Source organism: Streptomyces sp. Z423-1, from assembly GCF_013009255.1.
Lineage (GTDB): Bacteria > Actinomycetota > Actinomycetes > Streptomycetales > Streptomycetaceae > Streptomyces > Streptomyces gossypiisoli.
Map to the genome: position 1 here is coordinate 5,571,774 of NZ_CP053109.1, position 10,479 is coordinate 5,582,252.

Annotated in this window: 11 protein-coding genes and 1 pseudogene; 6 read left to right on the forward strand and 6 right to left on the reverse strand. The window is 70.1% G+C overall.

The window, feature by feature from the left end:
* Nucleotides 1-3: 3 nt before the first annotated feature.
* Together HJD23_RS25005 and HJD23_RS25010 are read right to left on the reverse strand one after the other, a co-directional pair.
* Nucleotides 4-324, reverse strand: a complete 321-nt coding sequence (locus HJD23_RS25005) for a hypothetical protein (protein WP_171108248.1) — start codon at nucleotides 322-324, stop codon at nucleotides 4-6.
* Between the two features lie 21 nt (nucleotides 325-345).
* Nucleotides 346-2,025: a sodium:solute symporter family protein gene (locus HJD23_RS25010; protein WP_171108249.1), complete on the reverse strand. Its 1,680-nt coding sequence runs from the start codon at nucleotides 2,023-2,025 to the stop codon at nucleotides 346-348.
* A 177-nt stretch (nucleotides 2,026-2,202) separates the two neighbouring features.
* Between HJD23_RS25010 and galT the strand changes: the two genes are divergently transcribed.
* From galT to galK, 3 genes are read left to right on the forward strand one after another with little or no spacing between them, the layout of a single operon-like run.
* Nucleotides 2,203-3,264 (forward strand): galactose-1-phosphate uridylyltransferase, encoded by a 1,062-nt coding sequence (gene galT, locus HJD23_RS25015; protein ID WP_171108251.1) that lies wholly within the window; start codon nucleotides 2,203-2,205, stop codon nucleotides 3,262-3,264.
* Nucleotides 3,261-4,223, forward strand: a complete 963-nt coding sequence (galE, locus tag HJD23_RS25020) for a UDP-glucose 4-epimerase GalE (protein WP_171108253.1) — start codon at nucleotides 3,261-3,263, stop codon at nucleotides 4,221-4,223. The genes galT and galE overlap by 4 nt, the downstream gene beginning before the upstream one ends.
* 27 nt (nucleotides 4,224-4,250) lie before the next feature.
* Nucleotides 4,251-5,423 (forward strand): galactokinase, encoded by a 1,173-nt coding sequence (gene galK, locus HJD23_RS25025; RefSeq protein WP_171108256.1) that lies wholly within the window; start codon nucleotides 4,251-4,253, stop codon nucleotides 5,421-5,423.
* 8 nt (nucleotides 5,424-5,431) lie between these two features.
* On the opposite strand, the gene HJD23_RS25030 is transcribed toward galK, so the two are convergent.
* Nucleotides 5,432-5,893, reverse strand: coding sequence for an N-acetyltransferase (locus HJD23_RS25030; RefSeq protein WP_171108258.1), 462 nt, complete (start codon nucleotides 5,891-5,893; stop codon nucleotides 5,432-5,434).
* A gap of 297 nt (nucleotides 5,894-6,190) precedes the next feature.
* On the opposite strand from HJD23_RS25030, the gene HJD23_RS25035 reads away from it, so the two are divergent.
* Nucleotides 6,191-6,964: a response regulator transcription factor gene (locus HJD23_RS25035; protein WP_171108260.1), complete on the forward strand. Its 774-nt coding sequence runs from the start codon at nucleotides 6,191-6,193 to the stop codon at nucleotides 6,962-6,964.
* 94 nt (nucleotides 6,965-7,058) lie between these two features.
* Here the strand turns inward: HJD23_RS25035 and tamR are convergent, their stop codons facing one another.
* Nucleotides 7,059-7,556, reverse strand: coding sequence for a MarR family transcriptional regulator TamR (gene tamR / locus HJD23_RS25040; protein ID WP_171108262.1), 498 nt, complete (start codon nucleotides 7,554-7,556; stop codon nucleotides 7,059-7,061).
* 72 nt (nucleotides 7,557-7,628) lie between these two features.
* Here tamR and HJD23_RS25045 point away from each other — a divergent pair, with 72 nt between their 5' ends.
* Together HJD23_RS25045 and HJD23_RS25050 are read left to right on the forward strand one after the other, a co-directional pair.
* A complete protein-coding gene (locus tag HJD23_RS25045) occupies nucleotides 7,629-8,429 on the forward strand; it encodes a trans-aconitate 2-methyltransferase (RefSeq protein WP_171108264.1) in 801 nt (266 codons plus the stop codon).
* A pseudogene (locus HJD23_RS25050) lies at nucleotides 8,429-8,599 on the forward strand (glyoxalase); the annotation flags it as partial. The gene HJD23_RS25045 and the pseudogene HJD23_RS25050, both read left to right, overlap by 1 nt.
* Nucleotides 8,600-8,784: 185 nt before the next feature.
* On the opposite strand, the gene HJD23_RS25055 reads toward HJD23_RS25050, so the two are convergent.
* On the reverse strand, nucleotides 8,785-9,462 hold the full coding sequence (locus HJD23_RS25055) for a TetR/AcrR family transcriptional regulator (protein WP_141311476.1): 678 nt from the start codon (nucleotides 9,460-9,462) through the stop codon (nucleotides 8,785-8,787).
* Nucleotides 9,459-10,478 (reverse strand): fatty acid desaturase, encoded by a 1,020-nt coding sequence (locus HJD23_RS25060; RefSeq protein ID WP_171108266.1) that lies wholly within the window; start codon nucleotides 10,476-10,478, stop codon nucleotides 9,459-9,461. The genes HJD23_RS25055 and HJD23_RS25060 overlap by 4 nt, the downstream gene beginning before the upstream one ends.
* Nucleotide 10,479: the final 1 nt, after the last annotated feature.

The following is a 10,479-nucleotide window of genomic DNA, read 5'->3' on the forward strand; positions in this document are numbered from 1 at the left end:
CGTTTACTTCTGGTCGGTGTCCTCCGGGGTGATCGGTGGGGTCGGTGGGGCCGTGGGACGGAGTTTCAGCCAGGTCAGGAAGAAGAGGCCGAGGAGGAGCATGCCCAGGCCGGTCCAGAGGTTGATGTTGACGCCCTCGGCCTTGTCGATCGCCGCCTGGTCGTCCGTGAGGCCCACGATCGTGACGATGACGCCGTAGACGACGAACAGGCCACCGATGATGCGCCGGATGTCGAAGAGACGGGCGGCCGTCGCGGACTTGGTCTCCAGTTCCGTGACCTCCCGCTGGACGTCACGCTCGGAGTACTCGTGGTGCTCTGACATGGTCTCTCAATCCTCCCGCGGTCAGAACGAGAACGGGATGTAGCAGGCGGCGGCCAGGATCACCGCGCCCCAGCCGAGCAGCGCCGGCTTGCGGTACCACGCCTCGTCGCCCTTCGCGGGCGGCTCCGCCATGCCGGGGGAGCGGGTGCCGTAGACGAGGCCCTGGAGGTCCTCCATGGGCTTGGGGGCGGTGAAGAGGGAGACGGCCACCATGACGACCGCGCCGGCCACGAAGCCCGCGATCGCGGAGACGAAGTTGGCGCCCTGGTCGGAGGGGATGTCGATGATGCCCTCCCGGTAGATGACGAAGTAGTTGACCATCGCGGCCGTGGTGCCGGCCAGCAGGCCCCAGAAGCCCGACTTCATCGACGCGCGCTTCCAGAACATGCCGATGATGAAGACGACGAACATCGGGACGTTGAAGAAGGAGAACAGCGTCTGGAGGTACGCCATGATGTTCGAGAAGGCCGACGCCAGGAACGCCGTGCCGATCGAGGCCAGGACGCCGACCGCCGTGATGATGCGGCCGAAGCGGACGTAGTAGGAGTCGTCGCGGCCCCGGACCGTGTACCTCGCCCAGATGTCGTTGGTGAACACCGTGTTGAAGGCCGACACGTTGGCCGCCATGCCCGCCATGAAGGCCGCCAGCAGACCGGTCACCGCGATGCCGAGGACACCGTTGGGGAGCAGGTCCTGCATCAGGTACGGGATCGCGTCGTTGTACTGGTAGCCCGACTCCGGCGTGCCGAACTGCGGGACCAGCGCCGCGGCGACCAGGCCGGGGATCATCACCAGGAAGACGATGAAGATCTTCGGGAACGCGGCGATCAGCGGAGTGCGCTGGGCGGCGGAGAGGTTCCTGGCGGACAGGGCGCGCTGGACCTCCGCGAAGTTCGTGGTCCAGTAGCCGAAGGAGAGGACGAAGCCCAGGCCGAGGACGATCGTGAGCCAGTTCGCGCCGAGGGGGTTGGCGTCCCCGATGCCGGTGCCGCCCCAGGCCGTCATGAAGTTCTCGCCCCGGCCGGCGGTGAGGGTGTCGGACAGGCCGTCCCAGCCGCCGGCCTTCTTCAGGGCCAGGATCGTGAGCGGGATGAGTGCGGCGAGGATGACGAAGAACTGGAGTACTTCGTTGTAGATCGCCGAGGAGAGGCCGCCGAGGGTGATGTAGGCGAGGACGAAGTAGCCCGCCACGACGATCGCCACCCACTCCGGCCAGCCCAGCAGGGCCTCGACGACGATGGCGAGGGCGTAGAGGTTGACGCCCGCGATGAGGACGGCGGCGAAGGCGAACAGGATCGAGCTGAGCAGGTGCGCCGGCTTGTCGAAGCGCAGGAGCAGGAACTCGGGGACCGAGCGGACCTTGCTGCCGTAGTAGAACGGCATCATCACCAGGCCGAGGAAGACCATGGCCGGGATGGCGCCGACCCAGTACCAGTGGGTGGTGTAGACGCCGTACTGGGCGCTGTTGGCGGCCATGCCGAGGATCTCGGTGGCGCCCAGGTTGGCCGCGATGAACGCCAGGCCGGTGATCCAGGCGGGCAGGGAGCGCCCGGAGAGGAAGAAGTCGAGGCTGGTCTTCACCGAGGCGCGGGCGGCGAAGCCGACACCGAGGACGACGACGAAGTAGATGCCGAGGATCGTGTAGTCGAGCCAGTTGGTGGGGAGCCGAAGCTCGACGGCCAGATATGTGGGGGTTTGCATACGCACTCGCTTCGTTGCGTGAACTGGTCCGGGGCGGAACCTACGCCTGGGCGTTCGCTAATTGAACACTTTCGTTGTCGAGCTTTGATTGATTGTGATGTTGACTGTCCTGGTGAGTTGTGTTTTGGTGTGTTGAGTTCTGTTGAATGATTGGGTGGCTCGAATGAGGAGTCCGCGGTGAAGAAGACCTCGACCCGTCTTGCGGACGGTCGTGAGCTGATCTACTACGACCTGCGTGACGACGCCGTGCGCGACGCGGCCGACCGCCGTCCGCTGGAGCGGACCGTGACGACCTCCGAGATCCGCCACGACGAGCTGCTGGGCGACGCGGTCGCGATCGCCTCGCACCGCCAGGGCCGGACCTACCACCCGCCGGCCGACGAATGCCCCCTGTGCCCGTCGCAGGGCGAGCGGCTCAGTGAGATCCCCGACTCGTCGTACGACGTGGTCGTGTTCGAGAACCGCTTTCCCTCGCTGGCCGGTGACTCCGGCCGCTGCGAGGTCGTCTGCTTCACCTCCGACCACACCGCGTCCTTCGCCGACTTGAGCGAGGAGCAGGTGCAGCTGGTCCTGGACGCGTGGACCGACCGTACGTCGGAGCTGTCCCATCTGCCCTCCGTCCAACAGGTCTTCTGTTTCGAGAACCGGGGTGCGGAGATCGGTGTGACATTGGGTCACCCGCACGGGCAGATCTACGCCTACCCCTTCACCACCCCTCGCACCGCCCTGATGCTGAGGTCCCTCGCGGCCCACAAGGACGCCACGGGCGGGGAGAACCTCTTCGACGCCGTCCTGGAACGCGAGCTCGCCGGCGAGCGGGTCGTCCTCGAGGGTGAACACTGGGTGGCCTTCGTGCCGTATGCCGCGCACTGGCCGTACGAGGTCCACCTGTACCCGCGGCGCCGGGTGCCCGACCTGCTCGCGCTCGACGAGGGGGCCCGGTCGGAGTTCCCCCAGGTCTATCTGGAACTCTTGAGGCGCTTCGACCGTATCTTCGGCGAGGGTGAGCCTCCGACGCCGTACATCGCCGCCTGGCACCAGGCGCCGTTCGGCCAGCTGGAGGATTTCGAGGGCGTCAGCCGTGACGACTTCGCGCTCCACCTGGAGCTTTTCACCATCCGCCGTACTTCCGGCAAGCTGAAGTTCCTCGCGGGTTCCGAATCCGGCATGAGCGTGTTCATCAACGACGTGCCGCCGGAGCGCGCGGCCGAGCGATTGCGAGAGGTAGCTAGTTCATGAGCGGGAAGTACCTGGTCACGGGTGGTGCGGGATACGTGGGCAGCGTGGTCGCCCAGCATCTGCTGGAGGCCGGTCACGAGGTCGTCGTACTCGACAACCTGTCCACCGGATTCCGTGAGGGCGTGCCCTCCGGTGCTTCCTTCATCGAGGGCGACATCCGCGACGCCGCCAAGTGGCTGGACTCCTCCTACGACGCGGTGCTCCACTTCGCTGCCTCCTCCCAGGTCGGCGAGTCCGTCGTACGGCCGGAGAAGTACTGGGACAACAACGTCGGCGGCACGATGGCCCTGCTCGCCGCCATGCGGGCGGCCGGGGTGCGCAAGCTCGTCTTCTCCTCCACCGCCGCCACCTACGGTGAGCCGGAGCAGGTGCCGATCGTCGAGTCCGCGCCCACCGCGCCGACCAACCCCTACGGTGCCTCCAAGCTCGCCGTCGACCACATGATCACGGGCGAGGCGAAGGCGCACGGGCTGGGCGCGGTGTCGCTGCGCTACTTCAACGTCGCCGGCGCCTACGGCGAGTTCGGCGAGCGGCACGACCCCGAGTCGCACCTCATCCCGCTGGTCCTGCAGGTGGCCCAGGGCAGGCGCGACGCGATCTCCGTCTACGGCGATGACTACCCGACGCCGGACGGCACCTGCATCCGCGACTACATCCACGTCGCGGACCTCGCGGAGGCGCACCTGCTGGCCGTCCGGGGCGCCGTCCCGGGCGAGCACCTGATCTGCAACCTCGGCAACGGCAACGGTTTCTCCGTCCGCGAGGTCATCGAGACGGTCCGGCAGGTCACCGGCCACCCGATCCCCGAGGTGGCGGCCCCGCGCCGGGGCGGCGACCCGGCGGTGCTGGTGGCGTCGGCGCAGACGGCGCGTGAGCGGCTCGGCTGGAACCCGTCCCGCGCGGACCTCGCCGGGATCGTCGCCGACGCCTGGGAGTTCGCGCAGCGGCGCGGCAAGTAGAACGTACGAAAGGGTCAGGGACAGGGCATGAGCGAGGCTGTCGCAGAGGCTGTCGCCGAGCGGTTCAAGGAGCTGTACGGGGCCGATCCGCAGGGTGTGTGGGCCGCGCCGGGACGGGTCAACCTCATCGGTGAGCACACCGACTACAACGACGGCTTCGTGATGCCGTTCGCGCTGCCGCACACCGCGGTCGCGGCGGTGTCCCGCCGGGACGACGGCGTGCTGCGGCTGCACTCGGCGGACATCGAAGGCGACGCGGGCGGCGTGGTCGAGCTGCGCGTGGACGCCCTGGAGCCGGAGTCGGACAGGAACTGGACGGCGTACCCGGCGGGCGTGGTCTGGGCGCTGCGCGCGGCGGGCCACGAGGTGAGCGGCGCGGACATCCACCTCGCCTCCACGGTCCCGGCGGGCGCGGGCCTGTCGTCCTCGGCGGCACTGGAGGTGGTGGTCGCTCTCGCCCTGAACGATCTCCACGACCTGGGCCTGAAGGGCTGGCAGCTGGCCCGCCTGTGCCAGCGCGCGGAGAACGTCTACGTCGGCGCCCCCGTCGGCATCATGGACCAGACCGCGTCCGCCTGTTGCACCGCCGGCCACGCCCTGTTCCTCGACACCCGCGACCTCTCCCAGCGCCAGATCCCCTTCGACCTCGCGGCCGCGGGGATGCGGCTACTGGTCGTCGACACCCGGGTCAAGCACGAGCACAGCACCGGCGAGTACGGCAAGCGCCGGGCCGGCTGCGAGAAGGGCGCGGCCCTGCTGGGCGTCGACGCCCTGCGCGACATCCCGTACGCCGAGCTGGACGCGGCACTGGAGCGCCTCGGCGACGACGCGGAGGTCCGCAGGCTGGTGCGGCACGTGGTCACGGAGGACGAGCGCGTCGAACGCGTCGTCTCGCTGCTGGAGTCGGGCGGGACCCGGGCGATCGGCCCGGTCCTCACCGAGGGCCACGCCTCCCTGCGCGACGACTTCCGCATCTCCTGCCCGGAGCTGGACCTGGTCGTCGACAGCGCCCTGTCGGCCGGGGCCCTGGGCGCCCGGATGACGGGCGGCGGCTTCGGCGGCTCGGCGATCGTGCTGGCGGAGGTGACGGACGTCGACACCATCACCAAGGCGGTTCAGGAGGCGTTCGCGGCCGCGGGCTTCACGACGCCCCGGGTGTTCGAGGCGGTGCCTTCGGCGGGGGCGCGGCGGGTGCGGTAGGGCCGCGGTCAGTTGGTGCGGAGGCGCTTGGTGAGCGTGAACTCCGTGAGGCCGGGCGGGTAGTCGGGGATCGCGCACACCACCTCGTAACCCTGTCTCCGATAGAAGCCGGGGGCCTGGAAGTCCCAGGTCTCCAGGCGGGCGGCGGTGCAGCCGCGTTCCGCGCGGGCGATGCGCTCCGCCTCGGCCAGCAGGTGGGAGCCCAGGCCGGTGCCGCGGTGGCGTTCGCCGACCCAGAGGTACGTCACGTGCAGCCAGGTCGTCCAGGTGTGCCCGACCAGGCCGCCCGCCAGGTCGTCCGTGGCGTCCAACGCCCAGATGTGCAGGGGGGCTTGACGTTCGGCGGGGGTGCCGCGCAGGGCGCGCAGAACGGGCGAGGCTGCCGTATTGGTGTCGCGGAGCCGGGAACGGAGAAGATCGCGCCGGGTCCTGTCGACTTCTGTCTCAATACGAAACATGCGGCTCACCATAAACGCGCCGGACAACCAGTTCTGCAAATTGCCTTCCGCTCCTGCCGCCCGCCCGTACTCTGATGAACAGCACCGGTGGGGGCCGGTGCTGTTCAGGGGGCGAGACAAGTCGGGTACGACGCCCGAAGTGGGGGTAGCAGTCTCTGCACGGCGGCGGCCGTGCGGCTGCGGCGACCCCGTCCTGGGGAACGGCAGCAACAACAACCCAGGACTGCTTCGGGTGTCGTACCCGCACCGGTCACCGGCTCCCGTCGATGGGTGTCCCCTGCTCTTCGAGAGCTCGGGGAAGGGGGTTTCGTGGTTCGCATCCGAGTCCTGGTCGTCGACGACCACCGCATCTTCGCCGAGTCCCTCGCCGCGGCGCTCGCCGCCGAGCCCGACGTCGAGGTCTCCGCGGCCGGCAGCGGTCCCGCAGCGCTGCGCAGCCTGGAGCGCGCGGCCGCCGAGGGCCGCCGGTTCGACGTGCTGCTCGTCGACGCCGACCTGGGGGGCAACGTCCCTGGGATACGGCCCGCCGTGCCCGTGCAGGAAGGCGGGGTGGACGGGGTCGTGGACGGCATCTCCCTGGTCGCCGGGGTCCGTTCCGCGCAGCCCGGGGTGCGGGTCGTCGTGCTCGCCGAGAAGGACGATCCCCGGCGTGCCGCGCTCGCCCTGCAGGCCGGGGCGAGCGGCTGGGTCGCCAAGGACTGCTCCCTGTCGAGGCTGCTCACCGTCATCCGGGGCGTGCTGCGCGACGAGACGCATCTGCCGCCCGCGCTGCTCACCGGCGTCCTGCGCGAACTGACCGCCGCGCGCCGGCATCGCACCGAGAGCGAACGGCTGGTGGAGTCCCTCACCCCGCGCGAGCGGGAGGTCCTGCGGTGCATGGTCGCGGGGCTCGGCCGCAAGGCCGTCGCCGAACGCCTGTACCTCTCCCCGCACACCGTACGCACCCACATGCAGAACGTCCTCGGCAAGCTGGGCGTCCACTCCACCCTCGCCGCCGTCGCCCTGGCCCGGCGGGCCGGGGTGGGCCCGGCCGACCTGGGCCCCACCGGCCGCCTCACACCAGAGGAAAGCAACAGCGCCTGACCGGGTTCGGTCGGGCAACGCCGTGAAGGTGGAACTGCGCAACAGGCCTAGCCCCACCGACCCGCGGACGACAACGGCGGAGCCCGCGGAGCGCCTAGCCGGGGATGTTGTCGAACGGCGCCGTCAACTGGCGCAGCAACGCCGCCAGTTCGATGCGCTGGGCGCGCGAGAGCTCCGCGAGGATCGCGCGTTCCTGGTCCAGCAGCCCCGCCAGTGCCTGGTCCGCACGGTCCCGGCCCTCGTCGGTGAGCCGGACCAGTACACCGCGCCGGTCGCTGGGGTCGGGCAGCCGCTCCACCAGGCCCTTCTTCGCCAGCCGGTCGATACGGTTCGTCATCGTGCCCGACGTGACCAGGGTCTGGGTCAGCAGCTGTCCGGGCGAGAGCTGGTACGGCGTCCCCGCGCGTCGCAGCGCCGTCAGGACGTCGAACTCCCAGGGCTCCAGGTTGTGCTCGGAGAAGGCCAGCCGACGTGCGCGGTCCAGGTGCCGGGCCAGCCGGCTCACCCGGCTGAGGACCTCAAGCGGCTCCACGTCGAGGTCCGGGCGCTCCCGGCGCCACGCTGCGACCAGCCGATCGACCTCGTCCTCCATGGCGATCAGTGTAGTGGTTGTGTCGACGTGAAGTCTCTTGACGTCGAGATACTTGCTTGCCAAGCTGAAGGCATGGCCGACCCCACCTGGGACCCCGCCCAGTACCTGCGGCACGCCGGACACCGTGCCCGCCCCTTCACCGACCTCCTGGCCCAGGTCCCCGACCTGCCCACCGACCCGCCCCGTATCGCCGACCTCGGCTGCGGCCCCGGCAACCTCACCGCGCTGCTCGCCGCCCGCTGGCCCACCGCCGACATCACCGGCTACGACAACTCCCCGGAGATGCTCGGGCGGGCCCGCGCCGAGCACGCGGACCCCGGCCGCCTCGACTTCGCCCACGCCGACCTGCGCGGATGGGCGCCCAGTGAGCCGTACGACCTGATCTTCAGCAACGCCACGCTCCAATGGGTCCCCGGTCACGCGGACCGTTTCGCCGACTGGATCGGCGGGCTGGTCCCCGGCGGCACCTTCGCCTTCCAGGTCCCCGGCAACTTCGACGCCCCCAGCCACCGGCTGATGCGGGAGCTGGCCGGGTCGCCGCGCTGGCGGGACCGCCTGGCGGACACCCTGCGGCACGCCGACGCGGTCCTCACCCCCGAGGCCTACCTCGAACGCCTCACCGGCCTCGGCTGCGCGGCCGACGTCTGGGAGAGTACGTACATCCATCTCCTCACCGGCGAGGACCCGGTCCTCGACTGGGTGAAGGGCACCGGACTGCGCCCGGTCCTCACCGCCCTCGCCGACGACCCCGAGGCCGCGCGGGCCTTCGAGGACGAGTACCGCGCCGCCCTCCGCGAGGCCTATCCACCGGGCCGGCACGGCACGCCGTTCCCCTTCCGCCGTGTCTTCGCGGTCGCCCGCAAGGAGGCGTGATGATCACCGCCGTGGACCACGTCCAGCTCGCCGCCCCACCCGGCTGCGAGGACCGGCTGCGCGCGTACTACGCGGACGTCCTCGGCATGACCGAGATCCCCAAGCCACCGGCACTCGCGGCACGCGGCGGCTGCCGGTTCCAGGCGGGGACGGCACAGCTGCACCTCGGCAGCCGTTTGGAGTTCCTGGAGCCGAACTGAACGGCGCCCGCCCACGTGCGCGATAGCGCGCGGGCCGCTGGCTCCCGCCGGATCGCCGGTTCGGCAGTGCCGGTAAAAAGGGCGCGGGGAACTGCGCGGCCAGCCACGACGGCGTCGCAGCGAGCACGGCACGCGCCGCACCCCCAGCGGAGCGCTCAGCTCTTCCGGTGCCCGATCAGCCGAGGCTTCTGCTCCAGCCCGTCCAGCCCGTGCCACGCCAGATTCACCAGATGCGCCGCCACCTCCGCCTTCTTCGGCCGGCGCACCTCCAGCCACCACTGCCCGGTCAGCGCGACCATGCCGACCAGCGCCTGGGCGTACAGGGGCGCGAGCTTGGGGTCGAAGCCGCGGCTTTTGAACTCGCGGCCCAGGATGTCCTCCACCTGGGTGGCGATGTCCGAGATCAGCGACGCGAACGAACCCGTCGACTGCGGGATGGGCGAGTCACGGACCAGGATGCGGAAACCGTCCGTGTACTCCTCGATGTAGTCCAGCAACGCGAACGCCGCCTGCTCGCACAGCTCCCGGGGGTGGCCCGCCGTGAGCGAGCTCGTCACCATGTCCAGCAGCCGCCGCATCTCGCGGTCCACCACCACCGCGTACAGCCCCTCCTTGCCACCGAAGTGCTCGTACACCACCGGCTTGGACACTCCGGCCTTCGCCGCGATCTCCTCCACCGACGTGCCCTCGAAGCCCTTCGCGGCGAAGAGGGTGCGACCGATCTCCAGCAGCTGCTGGCGCCGCTCCGCACCGGTCATACGGGTACGGCGCGCACGCCGCGGCTTGTCATTGCTGGGGGTGCTGCTGGAGTCGGTCGCCACGGCGTCAATCATGCCGCCTCGGCGGTCTGCCTCCCCCGCCGGGCGCCGTCTCCGCCGGAGTTACGGCGGGAATCGATACGCGAGCGTGACGGCCAGCGCACGTCGTACGCCCACCCGGCGAGTTCGAACCAGCGGATCAGCCGGGCGGAGGAGTCGATCTGGCCGCGCTCCACACCGTGCCGCGCCGACGTCGGGTCGGCGTGGTGCAGGTTGTGCCAGGACTCACCGCAGGACAGGATCGCCAGCCACCACACATTGCCCGACTTGTCCCGCGACCGGAACGGCCGCTTGCCCACCGCGTGGCAGATGGAGTTGATCGACCAGGTCACGTGATGCAGCAGCGCCACCCGCACGAGCGACCCCCAGAAGAAGCCGGTGAACGCGCCCCACCAGGACATCGTCACCAGACCGCCGATCAGCGCCGGCAGCGCCAGGGACACCACCGTCCAGACGATGAACTGGCGGGAGATCGCCCGCAGCGTCCGGTCCTTGATCAGGTCCGGCGCGTACTTGTCCTGCGGGGTGCGCTCCTCGTCGAACATCCAGCCGATGTGCGCCCACCACAGGCCCTTCATCAGGGCCGGGACGGTCTCGCCGTACCGCCACGGGGAGTGCGGGTCGCCCTCCGCGTCGGAGAACTTGTGATGCTTGCGATGGTCGGCCACCCAGCGCACCAGGGGGCCCTCGACCGCCATCGACCCGGCGATCGCCAGCGCGATCTTCAGCGGCCGCTTGGCCTTGAACGAACTGTGGGTGAAGTGCCGGTGGAAACCGATCGTGATGCCGTGGCAGCCGAGGAAGTAGAAGAAGACCAGCAGACCCAGGTCCAGCCAGCTCACCCCCCAGCCCCACGCCAGCGGCACCGCCGCGATCAGCGCGAGGAACGGGACGATGATGAAGAGCAGGAGCGCACCCTGCTCGACAGAACCCTTCCGGTCGCCGCCGAGCGTGGCGGAGGGCAGGGGTCCGGTGGTGGCCTGAGAGGTCGACTTCGGGGCGTCGTCGATCACATCGGAGCTCGTGGTCATG

Coding starts and splice junctions, on each gene's coding strand:
- HJD23_RS25005 (WP_171108248.1), bottom strand. CDS start 324: ATGTCAGAGCACCACGAGTACTCCGAGCGTGACGTCCAGCGGGAGGTC.
- HJD23_RS25010 (WP_171108249.1), bottom strand. CDS start 2,025: ATGCAAACCCCCACATATCTGGCCGTCGAGCTTCGGCTCCCCACCAAC.
- galE (WP_171108253.1), top strand. CDS start 3,261: ATGAGCGGGAAGTACCTGGTCACGGGTGGTGCGGGATACGTGGGCAGC.
- galK (WP_171108256.1), top strand. CDS start 4,251: ATGAGCGAGGCTGTCGCAGAGGCTGTCGCCGAGCGGTTCAAGGAGCTG.
- HJD23_RS25030 (WP_171108258.1), bottom strand. CDS start 5,893: ATGGTGAGCCGCATGTTTCGTATTGAGACAGAAGTCGACAGGACCCGG.
- tamR (WP_171108262.1), bottom strand. CDS start 7,556: ATGGAGGACGAGGTCGATCGGCTGGTCGCAGCGTGGCGCCGGGAGCGC.
- HJD23_RS25045 (WP_171108264.1), top strand. CDS start 7,629: ATGGCCGACCCCACCTGGGACCCCGCCCAGTACCTGCGGCACGCCGGA.
- HJD23_RS25055 (WP_141311476.1), bottom strand. CDS start 9,462: ATGATTGACGCCGTGGCGACCGACTCCAGCAGCACCCCCAGCAATGAC.
- HJD23_RS25060 (WP_171108266.1), bottom strand. CDS start 10,478: ATGACCACGAGCTCCGATGTGATCGACGACGCCCCGAAGTCGACCTCT.